The organism is Sorangium sp. So ce117, from assembly GCF_051524395.1.
GTDB lineage: Bacteria > Myxococcota_A > Polyangia > Polyangiales > Polyangiaceae > Sorangium > Sorangium cellulosum_B.
This window is the reverse complement of sequence record NZ_CP150309.1, coordinates 11419520-11436508: the sequence shown is the minus strand read 5'-3', so window position 1 is coordinate 11436508 and position 16989 is coordinate 11419520. Positions and strand designations below refer to the sequence as shown.

Annotated in this window: 15 protein-coding genes; 8 read left to right on the top strand and 7 right to left on the bottom strand. The window is 69.9% G+C overall.

From position 1 onward, the window contains the following. Positions 1-32: 32 nt before the first annotated feature. Both WMF46_RS42965 and WMF46_RS42960 read right to left on the bottom strand, forming a co-directional pair. Positions 33-1187 (bottom strand): bifunctional methionine sulfoxide reductase B/A protein, encoded by a 1155-nt coding sequence (locus tag WMF46_RS42965; protein WP_437988002.1) that lies wholly within the window; start codon positions 1185-1187, stop codon positions 33-35. Between the two features lie 103 nt (positions 1188-1290). Continuing rightward, positions 1291-2313 (bottom strand): hypothetical protein, encoded by a 1023-nt coding sequence (locus tag WMF46_RS42960; RefSeq protein ID WP_437982514.1) that lies wholly within the window; start codon positions 2311-2313, stop codon positions 1291-1293. 195 nt (positions 2314-2508) lie between these two features. On the opposite strand from WMF46_RS42960, the gene gloB reads away from it, so the two are divergent. The 3 genes from gloB to WMF46_RS42945 all read left to right on the top strand — a co-directional run bounded on the left by gloB (position 2509) and on the right by WMF46_RS42945 (position 6053). Then, positions 2509-3264, top strand: coding sequence for a hydroxyacylglutathione hydrolase (gloB, locus tag WMF46_RS42955; RefSeq protein ID WP_437982513.1), 756 nt, complete (start codon positions 2509-2511; stop codon positions 3262-3264). Positions 3265-3330: 66 nt separating this feature from the next. After that, positions 3331-5112: a 1-acyl-sn-glycerol-3-phosphate acyltransferase gene (locus tag WMF46_RS42950; RefSeq protein ID WP_437982512.1), complete on the top strand. Its 1782-nt coding sequence runs from the start codon at positions 3331-3333 to the stop codon at positions 5110-5112. Beyond that, entirely contained in the window at positions 5109-6053 is a 945-nt protein-coding gene (locus WMF46_RS42945) for an NAD(P)-binding domain-containing protein (protein WP_437982511.1), read from the top strand. Before WMF46_RS42950 ends, WMF46_RS42945 begins: the two co-directional genes overlap by 4 nt. A 21-nt stretch (positions 6054-6074) precedes the next feature. Here the strand turns inward: WMF46_RS42945 and WMF46_RS42940 are convergent, their stop codons facing one another. The 3 genes from WMF46_RS42940 to WMF46_RS42930 form a co-directional block, all read right to left on the bottom strand. Then, positions 6075-7112: a M28 family peptidase gene (locus tag WMF46_RS42940; protein WP_437982510.1), complete on the bottom strand. Its 1038-nt coding sequence runs from the start codon at positions 7110-7112 to the stop codon at positions 6075-6077. 209 nt (positions 7113-7321) lie between these two features. After that, complete coding sequence (locus tag WMF46_RS42935; RefSeq protein ID WP_437982509.1) at positions 7322-8305, bottom strand: formylglycine-generating enzyme family protein; 984 nt, start codon at positions 8303-8305, stop codon at positions 7322-7324. A 626-nt stretch (positions 8306-8931) separates the two neighbouring features. Further along, the gene (locus tag WMF46_RS42930) at positions 8932-9168 is read right to left on the bottom strand and encodes a hypothetical protein (protein ID WP_437982508.1); all 237 of its coding nucleotides are present in this window, start codon (positions 9166-9168) and stop codon (positions 8932-8934) included. Positions 9169-9253: 85 nt separating this feature from the next. Here WMF46_RS42930 and WMF46_RS42925 point away from each other — a divergent pair, with 85 nt between their 5' ends. Further along, positions 9254-10393: a hypothetical protein gene (locus tag WMF46_RS42925; protein WP_437982507.1), complete on the top strand. Its 1140-nt coding sequence runs from the start codon at positions 9254-9256 to the stop codon at positions 10391-10393. Positions 10394-11025: 632 nt separating this feature from the next. Here WMF46_RS42925 and WMF46_RS42920 read toward each other — a convergent pair. Further along, positions 11026-11700, bottom strand: a complete 675-nt coding sequence (locus WMF46_RS42920) for a hypothetical protein (protein ID WP_437982506.1) — start codon at positions 11698-11700, stop codon at positions 11026-11028. 178 nt (positions 11701-11878) lie between these two features. Here WMF46_RS42920 and WMF46_RS42915 point away from each other — a divergent pair, with 178 nt between their 5' ends. Beyond that, a complete protein-coding gene (locus WMF46_RS42915) occupies positions 11879-12010 on the top strand; it encodes a hypothetical protein (RefSeq protein ID WP_437982505.1) in 132 nt (43 codons plus the stop codon). Positions 12011-12028: 18 nt separating this feature from the next. Here the strand turns inward: WMF46_RS42915 and WMF46_RS42910 are convergent, their stop codons facing one another. Then, positions 12029-13849, bottom strand: a complete 1821-nt coding sequence (locus WMF46_RS42910; protein WP_437982504.1) for a right-handed parallel beta-helix repeat-containing protein — start codon at positions 13847-13849, stop codon at positions 12029-12031. A 220-nt stretch (positions 13850-14069) separates the two neighbouring features. Between WMF46_RS42910 and WMF46_RS42905 the strand changes: the two genes are divergently transcribed. The 3 genes from WMF46_RS42905 (at position 14070) to WMF46_RS42895 (ending at position 16951) form a co-directional block, all read left to right on the top strand. Further along, complete coding sequence (locus WMF46_RS42905; RefSeq protein WP_437742297.1) at positions 14070-14636, top strand: hypothetical protein; 567 nt, start codon at positions 14070-14072, stop codon at positions 14634-14636. Between the two features lie 196 nt (positions 14637-14832). Next, the gene (locus tag WMF46_RS42900; protein WP_437982503.1) at positions 14833-15936 is read left to right on the top strand and encodes a M50 family metallopeptidase; all 1104 of its coding nucleotides are present in this window, start codon (positions 14833-14835) and stop codon (positions 15934-15936) included. Positions 15937-15946: 10 nt separating this feature from the next. Next, positions 15947-16951: a hypothetical protein gene (locus tag WMF46_RS42895; protein ID WP_437982502.1), complete on the top strand. Its 1005-nt coding sequence runs from the start codon at positions 15947-15949 to the stop codon at positions 16949-16951. Positions 16952-16989: the final 38 nt, after the last annotated feature.

The following is a 16989-nucleotide window of genomic DNA, read 5'->3' as shown; positions in this document are numbered from 1 at the left end:
CATCGAGTCGACGGCGCGGGCCACCGCCCTCATCAATCGCGCATGAAATGGCACGTGTACCCGGCGGGGTACTTCTCCAGGTACTTCTGGTGGTACTCCTCCGCGCGCGTGAACGGCCCGGCCTCCACGATCTCGGTGACGAGCGGGGCGCGCCACTTGCCGCTCTTGTCGACGCGCGCCTTCACCTCCTCGGCGATGCGGCGCTGCTCGGGCGTCGTGACGAAGATCGCTGAGCGGTACTGCGTCCCGACGTCGTTGCCCTGGCGGTTCCGCGTCGTGGGATCGTGCATGCGGAAGAACCACTTCTCGAGCAGCTCGGCATAGGACAGCTTCGCGGGATCGAAGACGATGCGCACGGACTCGGCGTGGCCCGTCGATCCGGTCTTCACGTCCTGATAGGTCGGCGCCTTCGTCCGGCCGCCGGCATAACCGACCTCCGTCTCGAGGACACCGGGGATCTGCCGGAGGAGCTCTTCCATCCCCCAGAAGCAGCCGCCCGCCAGGACGGCCGTCTCCAGCGTCGTCTGGCACCCAGGCGCCTCCCCCGGCGCCGGCACGGCGCAGGCGTTCGCGCTCGCTTGCTCCCGAGGCGCGCCGCCGCGGCCCTCGAACAGCGCCCGATAGGCGCCGTAACCCTCCGCCTCGAGGCGAGCCAGCGGGATGAACCGGAGGGACGCCGAGTTGATGCAATAGCGCAGCCCGTCGGGCCCGGGCCCGTCCTCGAAGACGTGCCCGAGGTGCGAGTTGCCGGCCTTGGAGCGCACCTCCGTTCGGACCATCCCGTGGCCCCTGTCCGAGCGCTCCACGACCCGCTCCGGCTCGACGGGGCGCGTGAAGCTCGGCCAGCCGGTGCCCGAGTCGAACTTGTCGAGCGACGTGAAGAGCGGCTCGCCGCTCGCGACATCCACGTAGAGGCCCGCCTCGTGGTTGTCCCAGAAGGCGTTGCGGAACGGGGGCTCGGTCGCGTCGCGCTGGGTGACCTCGTATGCGAGCGGCGTGAGCTGCTTGCGCAGCTCCTCATCCGACGGTTTGCGATAGCTTCTGTCCGACATCGTCACAGCCTCCTTGGACCCCGGAATCACCTTGCTCGCCCTCCCTGCATCGCCAGCGCGAAAGCACGCGAACACGGCGGCGCACGCAATGAGGACGAGCGCGAAGAGAAGACCAGCAGCGCGGAGCCGTTTCATCATCCACCTGGCCTGTCGAGGGTAGCGCACCTAACCCTCCTACGCCCCGCGGCGCCGCTGGTTTCGCCCGGCGAGCGCGGCCCGCGCAGCGCCGGCCCCGGCGCTACGGGCCGCCGCTCTCGAGCGAGGCGTCGCTCTCGCCGGCGCTCTCACCGGCGCCCCGCTCGAAGCATTCGGCGGGGATCTCGCGCGCGCGGCGGACGAGGCGGGTCGCCCCGATGAACGCCGACGTGACCGGATCGTAGTAGCCGCTCGCCCCGTGCAGGCCCGGGACCGCGCGCTGGTAATGGCGCGCGACCCGCTCCATGAGCGCCTCGCGGACGTACTTGCCCACCATCGACGCCATCGCGACGCACAGATCCGAGGCGTCGCTATCGCGGACGAACGCGATCTCGCCGAGGCCGGGGAAGCGGTAGGCGCTGCGGGCGCGGCCCTCCTCGATCACGGCGTGCATCCTCCCCGCGAGCGGGCCGAACACGGAGCCGTACTTGCCGAAGCCGCCGACCTTTCCGCACACCGCGAAGACCTCCGCGCCGGCGAGGCCGCGGAGCTCCAGGACGAGGCGCTCCATCGCGTGGAGATCGAGCACGAACCTGTTCTTCCCGGCGCGCGCCCCGTCGTTCATCCGCTTCGCGCAGAGCACCACCGAGCGCACGGCGACGACCTCGACCCCCTTCTCCGAGAGCTTGTCGAGGTCCTTGCCGATCGCGCCGAGCAGCTCGTCGGACGCGGTGAACGCCTCGCCCTCCGCCGACCAGCACTGCTCCTCGACGTGGCCCGGGCAGAGCGCGCGGAGCGCGGGGCGATCCTCGAGCGCGACGGCGTGGAGCAGCTCGTCCACCGACGACGCGCCGCTGGCCGTCCCGTCGCGGCCGCTGCCGCAGCCGCGCGCGACCAGCGCGCGAGCCCAGGCCTCGCCGAGCGAGACATCCCCGTGCGCCACGAGCTGCTTCGAGTCGCCGAGCCGCTGGGCGAGGGCGCCGCGAGGGGCGCGGCCGGCGACCTGCCAGCCCGCCTCCGTGACGCGCGCGAGGACCGCCGTCACCACCATCGGACCGAGCCGCGGGCCCAGCCCGTTCTCATCGACGCCGATGCGGTAGCGGACGGAGGGCTCGGCGGACGTCATGCCGGCCCCTCTGCCACACCATGGCGCCCGCGTCACCGCGAGGATCTCCGCCAGGCCGCCCGCCGTCCCGCTCGGGATCACTTGCCGGTTCGGTCGCAAAATTCTCAAACTTTCGCGAGCTCATGCGCGATCCACGCGCGCCGCACGCACCTTTTCCCCGGCTCTGGCCGGGGGCGCCGCTATAGTCGACGCCTCATGCGCATCCTCCCCGTGCCCTGCCTCAGCGACAACTACGCGTACCTCGTGGCCGCGGACGGGCGGCGCGAGGCGATCGTCATCGACCCCTCGGAGGCCCAGCCGATCATCGCGGCGCTCGAGCGCGAGAAGCTCAGTCTGGTCGCCATCGTCAACACGCACCACCACCACGATCACGTCGGTGGCAACGAGGCGCTCCGCGAGCGTTACGGCGACCTCCCGGTCTATGCGCACTCGAGCGACGTCGGGCGCGTTCCCGCGCAGACGGAGCGGGTCGAGGAGGGCACGCCGGTCCAGGTCGCCGGCCTCACGCTCCAGCCGTTGCACGTCCCCGGCCACACGCTCGGCGCCGTCTCGTATTGTGTCGAGGACGTTGTGTTCACCGGAGACACGCTCTTCATCGCCGGATGTGGCCGCATGTTCGAGGGGACGCCGGAGGTGATGCACGCCTCGCTCTCCAAGCTCGCCGCGTTCCCGGCGCATACGCGCGTCTTCTGCGGTCACGAGTACACCGTGAACAACCTCCGTTTCGCCGAGGCGGTCGAGCCCGAGAACGAGGCTGTCCGCAAGAAGCTCGCGGCCGCCCGCGCGGCCCGGGAGCGCGGCGAGCCCACGGTCGGGAGCACGATGGCCGACGAGCTCGCGACGAACCCGTTCCTGCGCTGTGGCGAGCCGAGTTTGAGGGCGCGCTTCCCGGGGGCTGCGCCGTCCGACGTGTTCGCCGCCGTGCGTCGCGCGAAGGACGATTACCGCTGACTTTCGGCGTCGCGCGCGGCCGTATTCCGCTCGCGCCCGCGGTCCGATTTCTATACGACTAGGCCCATGGACTCCCGCGCTCCCATCTTCGGGTTCAACGACGCGCGCGACGAGATCGTGCGCACCGTGGTCGACCGGGTCGTCGGCTCCACGAGGGATCCGCTGCTCGCCATGAACGAGGCGGCGTATCAGGAGTCGAAGCGGCTCGAGGGGTCCCGGAAGCCGCAGGACATCCGCGAGCTCGCCGAGTGGCAGCGGCTCGCCCGCTCGCTTGGCCGCATGCACGACGCCGAGCGCCGCCGCCGCCTGCGGGAGCTGTCGGAGGAATACGCGTGGGACATCGCGGGGAACTTCGACCGGCGCGTCTACCAGCTGTCGTCGCGGCTCCTGCCGCCGGTCGTGAGCGCGCTGCTCGCGCCGCGGAAGCTCATGACCGTGGTCCGCGACCCGCTCAAGCTCGTCAGCCTCGAGCTCCTGGCCGACCGGGTGCTCGTGGAGGGCCCGCTCGCGAAGCTCCGCTCGCTCGTGCAGCGCGGCACGGCCGTCTACGTCCCGACCCACATGTCGAACATGGACTCGATCGTGTTCGGCTATGCCCTCGAGCGCGCCGGCCTGCCGCCCGCCACGTACGGCGCCGGCAAGAACCTGTTCACGAACCCGGTCCTCTCGTTCTTCATGCACAACCTCGGCGCCTACCGCGTCGACCGGCGCATCCGGCACAACCTCTACAAGGACGTGCTGAAGACGTACTCGGGCGTGCTCCTGGAGCGCGGCTACCACTCGCTGTTCTTCCCGGGAGGCACGCGGTCCCGCTCGGGCGGCGTGGAGCGGAAGCTCAAGCTGGGCCTGGTCGGCAGCGCGTTCGAGGCCTACACGCGGACGCTGCAGAGCGGCCGCGAGCGCCGCGTCTTCTTCGTCCCGGCCACGATCAACTACCTCATCACGCTCGAGGCCGAGACGCTGATCGCCGATTTCCTCTCCGAGGCCGGCAAGGGTCGCTTCATCATCGAGGACGACGAGTCGAGCCGCATCGGCCGGATCGCCTCGTTCCTGCGCAAGCTCCTCGCGATGAACGCCGCGGTGGTCATCCGCTTCTCCGAGCCGCTCGATCCATTCGGCAACCGGGTCGACGAGCTGGGCCGCTCGTTCGACGCCCGCGGTCGCGAGGTCGATCCGGCGAGCTACGTGAAGGATCAGGGCGGCAGGGCGGTCATCGACGCCGCGCGCGACGCCCAGTATGCCCGCGAGCTCGGCGAAGAGATCTGCCGGGCGTACGCGCGCGACACGGTCGTGATGGCGACGCACGTCGTCGCGGCGGCGAGCTTCGCCCGGCTCCGCAGCCAGGCGCCCGCCGCGGATCTCTTCACGGTGCTCCGGCAGCGCGACGTGCTCACGGTGCCGCGCGACGACCTCGCGGCCGACGTGGTGGCCCTCTGCGATCGGCTGCGCGCGCTCGAGCAGCGGGGGTGCATCGTGCTGGGGGAGGACGTCCGGCTCGGCTCGGGCGGGGACATCGTCGAGCGCGCGCTGCGCTCCTTCGCGGGCTACCACTCGTCGCCGGTGCTCGACTCGCGGCCCGACGGCATCGCGATATGTGACACCAACCTGCTCTTTTACTACCAGAACCGCCTCGCCGCCCACGGGGTGGCGTGGGACGTCATCGCCCCGCCCGGCGTCCCTTCCGGCCTGCAGGTCCAGCCGCCGCTCCCGCCGCTCGATCCCGTCTCGTCGCCGCCGCCCTTGGAGGAGCCGCGGGGCTCGGCCTCGTCCGCTTCGTCGTCGTCGTCCCGCGCGGGCGAGGCGGACGCGCACGTGGGCTCGATGAACGGCGCCGGGGGTGGCCAGTGAGCGCCCCGGGGAGCGCGCTTCCGGCGCCTTCGGTGGGGGTCATCGGCGGCGGTTTCTGGGGCGTGGCGCTGGCGCTCGCGGCCAGCCGCACCGGCGCGGAGGTCCTCCTGTACTCCCGCCGCGAGCAGCCGCAGATCAAAGGCGGCCCGCGGATCGTGCGGGACCACGCGGAGGTCGCCCGGGCGCGGCTGCTCGTGATCGCGGTGCCGTCGAACGCGGCCCGGACGGCGCTGCGCTCGCTCGGCGATCACATGGACGGCTCGCACCTCGTGATCCACGGCGTGCGCGGCCTCGAGGGTGAGGCGCTGAAGACCGTCTCGGACCTGGTGCGCGAGGAGACCCCGGCGCGCCGGGTGGGCGCGCTGGGCGGCCCGGTGCAGGAGGACGAGCTCCGGGAGGGCCGCCCCTCGGCGATGGTGTGCGGCTCGCGCTTCCCGGAGGTCCACGCCGCGGTGACCGCGGCGTTCCAGTCGGACGCGCTCCACGTCTACACGACGCCCGATCTCCAGGGCCTGGAGTGGGCGTCGGCGCTGGTCGGCTGCCTCGCCGTCGGCGTCGGCTTCGCCGAGCAGGCGGGCGCCGGGCCGGGGTTGCTCGCCGCGCTCATCTCGAGGGCGGTCGACAGCGCGGCCCGCGTCGCGGCCGCGGCGGGCGCGGAGGAGCGGACGATGCTGGGGCTCGGCGGCTACGGCGACCTGCTCGCCTCGATCCGGCTCGAGGGCCGCCCCGAGGTGGTGCTCGGCAAGGCGCTCGCGCGCGGGCGGACGCTCGACGAGGCGGTCGCGGAGGCCAGGCTGCGGGTGGAGGCGATCCCGCTGATCCCACGCGTCGTGGCGTTCGCGAAGTCGCGGAAGGTGGATGCGGGGGTGTTCGAGGCGCTCGAGGCGACCCTGAAGGGCGGCGCGCCGAGGGCGGTGCTCGATCGGATGTTCGCGGCGTGAGGCACGGCGACGGCGGCGCGCTCACTCGTTCGCGAGCGCGAGGACGGCCTGGGCCACGCCGGTGACGACCTTTGCCGCGCGTCCGTAGTCGAGCGTATCCGGCGTGTCCTTGTCGGTGTGGTAACGCCGGTTGCGCAGGAACGCCGTGTCCGTGATCATGACCGCTGGATAACCCGCTTCCCAGTAGCTCCGGTGGTCGGACCAGTCCACGCCCTGAACGAGCGCCGGAGCGCTCAGGGAATAGGCGGGCAGATCGGTCGCGCCGCGCATCGCCCCCTTGACGGTGCGAACGAGCGAGAGCCCCTCCAGGTTACCGACCACGGCCACGAAGTTCCCCTTCGTGGGATAGAGCATGGATAGCGGCGCCAGCGGGAACGCCTGACTGTCCTCTTCGTCGGAGAAATATCCGATCATCTCCAGGCTGATCATCGCCCGGACCTTCACGCCTGCTGCTTGCATCGCATTTGCGTGATGGGCGCTGCCCATGTGCGCAGACCGGAAATAGGGCGGCTCCTCCAGCGTGAACGCCACGAGCTCGACGTCGCCGCGGAGGGGCGTCCGGCCGAGCATCCGCCCCAGCTCGAGCAGCCCTGCCACGCCGCTCGCGTTGTCGTCGGCGCCGGGCAAGTCGTCCGCCGCGTCGTAGTGGGCGCCGACCACGACGCGCGTCGACGAGTCCGGGCCGAACCGGGCGAGCACGTTGCGGTACGTCCGCCCCTCGACATCGTACAGCTGCTCGGTCACGCGTCCTCCAGCGGCCCTGAGCTCGTCGCGGAGGTACGCCGCCGCGCGGTCCAGCTGAGCGATCTGCCGGTAGCCCCGCGGGCGGAACTCCTCCACGAGCATCCGAACGTCGCGCTCCACGCGACCGGGGTCCGCGACGAGCGCCGGAGCTGGCGGCGGGAGCGCCGCCACGAGGGGCTGGCTGACGCAGGCTCCGATGGCCGCGAGGCCGGAGAGGAGCAGCGCCGCGGCTGCCGCGGCCCACCGGCCGTAGCGGGGGCGAAGCCTTGTGATCGCACGAGCGTCTTCCAGGGGCGTCGCTGCGCTCGTGGTCATCGAGAGGGCAGGACATCTGGCGGAGGTGCTCTGTTCCTGGCGCGGGCAGGAATCGACGGGCGATCCTCCGAGAGGGCTGTCCGCGATTAGCACGCCGCAGCCGTCCCTGGGCGCAGCGTCGCTGGGGGCGCCGCCGCGGGCGAGCTCGCCGGGGCCTGTGGGCGCCGGGGATCTCGGCGCCGAGCCGCGCGTCGCGGCTGGCCGCGCTGTCAGCCGCCGCCGTCTCGCTGGCTCACGTTGATCGCCCCCGGAGCGGCGGGCGGCTCGACGCTGTCGCAGCAGCGGAATCCCGTGGAGTAGTCGTGATAGGTCGGCTCGTGGGCGATGGTGGTGAAGTAGCAGCCGGGGCCGAGCTCGCTTGTCGTGCTGAAGAAGCCGCCCATGAACACGCCGTTTCCCTCGTGCCACGGCTGATCGCGGCGCTCGACGCCTTCGGTGCTCATCCGTATGACGAGCTCGCCATCGACCATGTCGCCGACCCACTCGTGCAGGTTCCCGACCATGTCATGGACGCCGAGCTCGCTGGCGCAGCCGGCGTGTTCGCCGCTCCTCGCGAGGAAGCCTGGTTTCTGGTCGAGGTCGGGGCTGTTGAAGTGTCGCTCGTAGCTCCACCCGCCCGGCGGGTGCTCGCCGAAGACCTCCCGCAGGAGGTGGGGTTTGCCGGTATTGCACCGCCCGCGCTCGCCGCGCGGGCCGTAGGGGTAGCGGTGGGCGCCGTTGCCGCGACAGGCGCGCTGCCATTCCCGCCGCGTGCAGAGGCGCTTGCCGGCGGCGACGCAGGCGGCCTTGGCCTCGACGCGGCTGATGTACGCCTGCGGAAAGACGCCGGCCGCGCTGCGGGCGAGGTAGCGGACGCCCGGCTCGGGGCGCTTGAAGTGCGGGTAAACGGCGAGCTCACCGCCAGCGTCGACGACCAGGTGCGCCTCGTAGCGATCGATGCAGAAGCCGCTGACGAGGGCCATGTCGGCGGGGCAGGGGCCGGGTGGCGGGGCGGGAGGGGCGAGCGGCGGGGCGCCGGTCGAGCCGAGCGAGCGCGCCTCTGTGGGGAGGGCGCTCGGGCTGACGGTGATCGGCGTGGGATCGGCGGCTGAGGCGCCCGAGATGGCGGCGCCGGCGTGCCCGCTGCCGGCAGACGCTGGCGCCGTGAGCGCGGACGCCGCGGCGGGAGCCATCCTCTCGGCGGCGGGCGTCATGTGGGGTTCTCCGGGAGCGCCCGCTTTCTTCCCCGGGCTGGCGCCGCCGTCGTTCGGAACGGAGCACGCCGTGAGCCATCCCAGCGCGGCGAGCAAGGCTGAACCTGCGGGGCGTGACGGGCGGCGTCGGGGCAGCGAGGATCTCTTCGACAAGCGAGCCTGGAGGCGATCGCGGGACGGCGCAGACGGCACGAGGCGGAGTGTACACGCGCCCCGCGCCCGGCTGCGCGGGATTGCGGCACGCTCTTCCGCCACGCGCGCCAGCGCCGCTCCCGTGGCTCACGTCGTGGTAAGTGAGGACACGCTGAGGGTAGAGGCGAAGCCTCGAAGTCAAGGAGCCTGTCGCACGCGATCGGCGGAGCGGTGGTCTCGCCTCGACGCAACGGTTCGAGCGAAGCGCTCAGGCTGACGCCCCGCCCTTCTCGCTCTACGATGGCGCGCATGAGAATGCGCACATCGCTCCGATGCCTCGCTGGTGTCGGCATCATGGCGGCATCCGGCTGCGGGCTGCTGCTCGGCCTAGACGACTTCGAGGACATCGCGCCTGCCGACGGCACGACGGCGACGGCGACGGCGACGGGTACAGGCGGAGGCGCCACGTGCGAGCCCGAGCACGCGATCGAGTGCTACTCCGGCCCCCCCGGGACGAAGGGCGTCGGGATCTGCGAGGCCGGGACGCAGGCGTGCAAGCAGGACGGCTCCGGGTACGAGGCGTGCGAGGGCGAGGTGACGCCGGCGGCAGAGACGTGCGCGAGCACGGACGACGAGGACTGCGACGGGAAGGATTGCGCCCAGTGGGCGACGAGCTTCGGGAACGAGGCGCCGCAGAGCGCGACTGCGGTGGCGGTTGATTCCTCCGGCAACAGCTACGTCATCGGAACTTTTGAAGGAGACATTGTTCTCGGGGGGACAGTCATGGCTTCTTCGTCGGGGGCAGATGATATATTCTTGATTAAGTTTGCTGCGGATGGATCTGTTGTTTGGGTTAAAGCATTTGGGAATTCTGATATGCAGTGGCCAACTGCGATCAGTGTTGATGCGGAAGAGAATGTCTTCTTCTCGGGTATCACTTGGGGTCCATTTGAGCTGAATGGAGTGTCGATTGATCGTGGCGTGTTCCTTGCCAAGGTTGATCCGTTGGGTGAGCCTGTTTGGTCAAAGCATATTTCTGGCTTGTGTTCTCTGCCCTTCCCGGCTGTGCATTCGATCGTTGCTGTGGGGTCCGATGGTTTGATCGTTGCGGGGGAATTTTGTCAGTACGTTAGTTTTGGAGACTCTATTCTGTTTGCGGATGGAGCGAGTACTGACGTGTTTCTTGCGAGGATTCGTGCTTCGGATGGATCGGGTGCGGTCGCGGACGGTGCCTGGGTAAAAGTGTTTGGCGATTCCGAGCCTCAGTATGGTCGTCGTCTCGCTGTGGAGGATGATGGATCTGTTGTGTTTGTCGGTGAGTACTATGGTAGTGTGGATTTTGGTTTAGGTGCGTTGCGCGCGGCTGATGGGCAAGATATATTTGTCGTTCGATTTGAGCCTGACGGAGCGGTCTCCTCGCAGCGACGTGTCGGCGGAACCGGTAATGATTATGTGAACGGCATGGCCTTGGATGACGTGGGGGGTGTCTTGTTGTCCGGCAGCTTCGACGGGGTTCTTAATGATATGGGTGACGGCGACTTTGAGGCCGTCGGCCGAGATGGATTTTTGCTCAAGCTGGACTCAGGTAACCGGTATCAGTGGAGCCTGTGGCTGAGCGGCGAGGGGGAGCAGCTGGGGAGCCATGTGGCAATCGATCGTGATGGCGATATATACGTACAAGGTGGTTTTGAAACGGTAGTTCGCTTCGGAGGCGCCGAGCTTTCTTCCGAGAGCGAGTCCCGCTCCGTGTTTTTTGCCAAGATTTCGAGGGTTGGTCAGCTGTCCTGGTCCAGGAAGATCGATGGGTTCTCTGATATCCGATTGGCCGGTATGGCTCTTACTTCTTTAGGGGAGCCGATGCTCGTAGGGTCGTTCTCAGGAACGATCGAGCTTGGTACCGGCACTCTGACGACGAACGGAGGAATGGACGCATTTCTTGCGAAGCTTGTTCCGTGAAAGCGCTGTTCGTGTGATCGGCGGTCGCAGGTCCGCACAGCGAGTTAGGTTGGTGGAGACTATCCAGAGTGTGAATCCAACGAGCTCCCAGAGTCCTGGCAGGGATGCACGAACAAGGTAGGTGTCCCCGGTGTCACACGAGCATCGGGGAGCTCGGGATTGGGCGTGTCTCGGGCAGTTTGTAACGCGAGCTGGTAGCACTGCTGCAGGACGTTGCCCTGGATCGGCAGAAAAACCGCCCATGTCGCCAAGGGGAGAAGAGGAAGTGTCGTTCCGATATTCTCCTGTTCCCCTTATTCCTTGGCGCCCTGAGCGTCATGGCGGTTCCCGCCATTGTCCGACTTCCCGCAGTAGATGCGATGCGCCTGCGGCGCACCACCACCTATGAAAATTCGAGCACTTGGCTCGCGATTTCCAAGGCAGTGCAAGGCGTCGCGAGCGTGGATGGCTGTGTGGCAGGAGAGTTCGGAGGGGATTCGCGGGGCTGCGTGCTCGGCACGCGGGGAGTGCACACGCGGCAGGCGGGCTGACTGGAGGCTATCGCCGTCCGCTTTTCGAGCTTCCTTGCGATCGGGGAGGCCGATGAGGGCGTTCTCGTGCGCAGAGCCGCCCTCGCGCCCCCTGCGGGGTGCTCAGTTGCACGGATCGGCGATCGCGCCGCAGCTCTCCTCGCAGCTCGTGCACGCGCAGGTATACACCGCGGTGAACTGGCTCTCGGCGCCGGGGAACTGTGCGTCGCATGCGTCGAAGCACGCGGGCTGCGCGTCGTCCTGGAAGCACCCCTGAGCGCAGGCGAACCAGCTCTGGCATGTATCGCTGAGTGCGCAGAGGGTCAGACAGCTGTTCGCGATGGCGCAGGACCGGCACGCCGCAGCGTCAGCGTTTCCGCCCCCAGCGCCGGCGTCGCAGTTGCCGAGGCAGATCAGCAGGTCGGTGTTCGTGACGTTCAGGTCTTCGCACGCTGTGTCGAGGATGCACTGTGAAGCGCACTCGTAGCCCGGCTCAGAGCAGTTGATGGAAACGGATTCGCAGCTGAGATCGCTGCATTCCTCGACCTTCGCGCACGCCTCCTCGCACTCGGTCAGTCCCGCCCCTCCGCCTGAACCGCTCGATGCCGCCGTCGTCGACGCGGTGGTCGAGCTCGTGGCCGAGTCAGTGGTCGTCGTCGTGGTGCTCGACGTCGTAGTGCTGGTCGTCCCCCCGCCGCTCCCGCCGCCCCCGCCGGGGTTCTCCGTCGTTTCCCCGGAGCACGCCGCGAACGCCGCGATACTGAACACGATAACCAAAGAAGAAGTCTTGCTGCGCATCGCTATTCTCCTTGGGCACGCCGCGGCCATTCTCCACGTCATTGCCCCAACGCGGCGGGATCGTTCGCCTGTTTCTCACCCCCGGCAACATTTTTCGCTCGCAAGCGCTCACGCTCGCGGGGGCGTCGCCACCATTCCAGCGTCCGTTGGCATCTCAGCGCGCCCGGGCATAGCCGTCGTGGTCGTGCCCGCGGGCGCCTGCGCCTGGCAGAGCCGCGGCTTCGCGGCGCTCGCCGACGCCTGCCTTCCCTGCCTCGCCGATGCGCCCCGCCAGCTCGTCATCGCCCCGGCTGCCGCGCCCGGCGCCTGACACCTCCGCCGCCTCCCGTCAGCCCGGCCCCGGCGACAGGGCCCCGAGATCCGCGCCGCTGCGCTCCACGCCGAGCAGATCCCGCGCGGGCACCTCGCGCGCGTCGCCCTGCCCGATCAGCATCTTCGACGACCGCTTCGGCCTGAAATCCGGCCGGTTCGGGTTGAGCTTCCACCAGCCCCCCTCGAGGATCACCCACGGCTCCTCGCTCGCGCGCACCACCTCCGTCGCGAACCGCGCGCGCGTGATGCCCGTGATCGCCCGCGTCTCCGGCAGCGCTGCCGCGAGGCGCTTCAGCCCCTCCGGCATGCCGCCGTAGCTCACCTGGGTCACCACGTTGTGGCCGGCGTCGAACCGGTAGATGCTCGTGCTCAGCACCTCGATCGACGGCGAGGCGTCGCTCACGAGGATGTTGTTCCGCAGGCGGCAACCCCAGCTCCCGTTGCCGCACTGGAGCGCGGGCCGGCCCCTCGCGCTCAGCACCACGGTGTTGTTGCGGATCAGGTTGTTGCGGCAGCCCCAGAGCGGCAGCGCGTCAGGCCCGGTCACCTGCTCCGGAGCGCGCGGGCCGGGCTCCACATAGGCCCGGTCGAACGGGTTCGCGTTGTCCCACTGCGCGATCCCGCTGGCGAGGTTGCCATAGATGAGGTTGTTCTGCACGACCGAGTCAGACACCCCTGCGAGGTTGATCGCCCCCCCGCCGCTGCGCCCGTTGCCGTTGATGACGTTCTGCTCGATGATGAAGTTCACGCCGCGGCCGTCCGGAAACCCGTGCTCGCCGAACCGCTCCGTCGCGCGCTTCATCAGCTCCGCGGCCCAGGCGCGGGTCGGCTCCCTCCGTGGATGATCCCGGAACGACGGGTGCTCCAGCACCGCGTCGAGCGAGGCCTCCGGATCGAGGTTCGCCTGGAACCCGCTCGCGTTGTTGCCGAAGAACACGTTGCGACGGACCACGTAGTTGTCCGATCCGTCGGATATGTAGGCGCCGTGCTCGCCCGCCGAGAAGGCGAACAGGTTGTCCTGCAGGAGGACCGTGTGGCTGTCGGTGGAGTGAACCCCCCACGTCCGATGGTGATGAGCGAAGTTGCCGACGATGGCGATGTGGTGCGCGAGCCTGCTGGTCTCGCCGAAGGCGCCGTCGACCATGATCCCCGCCCTCGGCTCAGCCGCGCTCTGCCTGCCAGGCGCGCTGCTGCCAGCGAGACGGAAGCCATCGATCACGACGTGGTGCGCCGTCTTCAGGTAGATCATCCAGCTCGGGTCAGCGGCGCACGCCCGGTTGATCACGACCTCGCCCGGGCTCCCCATCGCCTTGAAATGGATGTACCGCTCCTGGCCGGCGCTCGGCTTGTCGCCAACCGAGAACCCCGCGTACGTCCCGGGCAACACGGCGATGAGATCGCCGCCGCGCGCCGCGTCCGCCGCCTCCTGGAGCGTCGCGAACGCGCGTGTGACAGGGAGCTCCCGCGGCTCGGCCGCAGCGCCGCGCGCGTTCAGATCGAGCGCGGCCACGCGGATCGTGGCGGGGGCCGGCGCGCCGACGACGAGGACGCGCTCGTAGCGCGCCTGCAGCTTCAGCGTCTGGCGCACCCACTCGTCGGAGTCCCGCGTGGTCACGAAAGGCTCGGCTGCCGCGGGCGCTTGCGGCGCCGGCGCCTCGGGGGCCTTCGCCGGCGGGGGCCGTTTCTGCGCCTGCGCCGGCGAGGGCGCCGCTTCCTCGGGCGGCGGCCCCGCGACCTGGATCGTGCCGCTGCACGCGAGCGCGGCGACCGCGACGAGCCCGCCGCCGATGCGCGCGCAGCCACGGGCCAGCTGGATGACGCTTGTCGATCCTCTCATCTCGACGCTCCGGGGAAGGCCGCCCCTCCGAGGTGCGCCGCGCGTGCGGCGCTCGGCTCTGGCTACCCCGGCTTACCCCAAAGCGCGCCCTTCAGCCAGGGCCCGCGCCGCGCGCCGCGCGCCGCGCGAGGTGCGACATCGCCTTCCAGCGGCGGCCGTCATGCAGCCGACACGTGCCCGTTTGCTTCCGTCGCTGCCCTTCCTTTGGTACGAAGAGCTCATGAAAGCGCTGCCCTCGCTCGTGAGCGTCGCTCTTGCCGGCGCCACCCTCCTCACGCTCGCGCCCGAAGCGCAGGCGAACATCAAGAATCCGAACGATCACCCCCGCTACTTCGCCGAGCTCGAGCCGCACGGGGACTTCGTCTTCATGCACCGCGACTACGGCCTGCGGCGGTACGGGCCCGGGCGCTACAACGGCTTCGGGGACCCCGAGTTCGGCCTCGGCTTCAGGGCGAGCATCGAGCTCGCCGACCCGGCGTTCATCCCGAAGCTCAACAACACTGTCGCCATCTCGTTCGGGTTGGATCTCACCAACTGCAGGTACTGCCGCCGCGACTTCACCATCTGGAGTCCGGTCACCATGCAGTGGAACTTCTTCTTCACCGATCAGTGGAGCGCGTTCGCCGATCTCGGCGCTGTCGTCCGTACCGACGGGTTCTACAACGACGTGTGGCTCGACTTCGTCACCATGGTCGGCGGCCGCTACCACTTCAACGACAACATGTCGCTCACGATGCGGATCGGGTATCCCTTCTTCAGCGTCGGCGTCTCGTTCTTCGTCGGCTGAGCCGCTCCCCGCCGGCTCTGGCCCTCTGGCGGGCTGAGCCGCCCCGGGCGCCGCCCTGCGGTCGCGCTCTCCTGGCGCATCCGGGGCCGGCGGGAGCGCACGGACTCCGCCGCGGGCGGCATCTCGCCGGCGCGAGCGTACGGCGCGGACATCGGGCGCGTGCGGACAGGGCCCGCCCTGGTTAGACTAGCCGGAGATGGTCGGCTGGTATTTCGTAGGCATCCTCGGTCTCGCCCTGCTGATGGTGGTCCACGAGGGAGGGCACTTCTTCGCCGCGCGCGCTTACGGCATGCGCGTCTTGAAGTTCTCGATCGGCTTCGGCCCCACCTTCTTCAAGGTTGTCCCGAAGGACGGGTACTACTGGTTCACGACCGCCGCGGACAAGGTCCGCGTGCGGCTCTTTCGCCACGACCCGTTGAAGCACGGCCCCACCGTGTTCCAGGTCGCCATGATCCCCTTCCTGGCGTACGTGCAGATCGCGGGGATGAACCCCCTCGAGGAGGTCGATCCCGAGGACAAGGGCAGCTACGCGAACGCGAGCCTGATGGGCCGGATCGCCGCGATCTTCGCCGGTCCGCTCGCCAATTACCTGTTCGCGTCGGTCCTCTTCTTCGCGAGCCTGATGGTGGGCGGCAAGCCCCACCGCCTGACCGACATCGGCGTGGTCGCCGGGATGCCGGCGGCGGCCAGCCTGAAGGACGGCGATCGCATCGTCGAGATCGACGGGACCCCGGTCCACGACTGGGAGAAGATGGCGGAGATCATCTCCAAGAGCCCCGGCCGTCCGCTCGACCTCGTGGTGGAGCGCGCGGGCGAGCGCGTCTCGGCCAAGGTCACGCCTGCGAACGAGAGCGGCTCGGGCAAGATCGGCGTGATCCCCGTCGGGCCAGTCCAGCGGGTGCCGGTGACCGCGAGTGAGGCCGCGCTGCTCGCGCTGAAGATGCCGCCGAAGGTCGTGCAGGACCTGGTCGTCGGGCTCGGCCAGGTCCTCACGGGCAAGATCGAGGGCGAGCTCGGGGGCCCGGCGGCGATGATCGGGCAGACCGCGCAGGCGGCCAAGCGCGGCTTGCCGCACGGGCTCGAGTTCCTCGGGGTGCTCTCGGCCTACCTCGGCGCGTTCAACCTGATCCCGTTCCCCGCCCTGGACGGCGGCCGCCTGATGTTCCTGTTTTACGAGGCCGCCACGCGGCGCCGGCCGAACGCGCGCGTCGAGGCGCACATCCACCTGGTCGGCGTGTTCATGCTGCTCGGGCTGATGCTCTACGTCACCGCGAACGACTTCGGCCTCGGGTCGAAGTAGCCCTCCCTGCGTGGCGACGAGGCCGCCCGCGCGGGTTCCGGCGCCCGGCGGGCGCCTCGCCCGCGCGGTGATGCGGCTCCTGCTGCGCTGCCTGCCGCTGCTCTTGCTCTGGCCGTGCGCGCGGCCGGCGTCCGCGCTGGCCGCGGCGCCGGGCGCGTGGTCCGACGAGGAAGACGAGGCCGTCTTCGACGTCCCCGCGCCCCCGACGCTCCCCGGGCTCACGCTGCGCGATCCGACCTTCACCTTCGAGTACACGGCGGCCGTGATCGAGCCCGACGCGGCGAGCCGGGCGGGCGGCAAGCTCGCCTTCGCCTGGTACTCGCACGGCGAGATGGAGGTGCCGCTCGTCCCGCGCAAGTGGTTCGTCGGCGCGGTGCATGACAGCGCCGCGGCGAGCGTCCCGGGGGTCGAGCGGTCGATCCTGCTCGGGAGCCCCGAGCTGTACGGGCGCGGCGTCTGGTCGAGCGTGCGCGGGCTCGCCTCCGGCGGAGGCTTCGGCGTCGTGCTCCCGGTCCCGCGCGACGTCTCGCGCGACCAGGCCGAGGTGCTCCGGACGGCGCGCGTGGTGCGGCCGTGGGACGAGACGCGCTTCCGGGAGCTCACGCTCACGTTCCGCCCCTGGTTCGACATGCGGCACATCACCGGGCCGTTCATCTTCCAGCTCAGGCAGGGCCTCGACTGGTCGCTGGTCGTGCGCGGCCGGCGGTCCGGGGAGCGCCGCACCGACATCACGGCGCACACGGCGTTCTACTTCGGCTACCGGCTCGCGAGGCCGGTCGGGGTGGGTCTGGAGCTGTGGGAGGTCTACCAGCTGACCCAGGACCTGCCGGACGACCGGCGCGCGACGTTCGCGGTCTCGCCGAGCGTCCGCTTCATCCTGTCGAACGTGCAGCCGGCGCTGAGCGTGCTCTTGCCGGTCACGACCCCGCTGCGCGGCGACGTCGCCTCGTATTATGCCGCGCGGTTCAGCGTCGGATTCACCTTCCCGACAGGCGCTCCACGGGCGCCCCCGTGAGCGCGGCGGGCGCGCTCGCCGGGCGCGCTCCTGGCTGA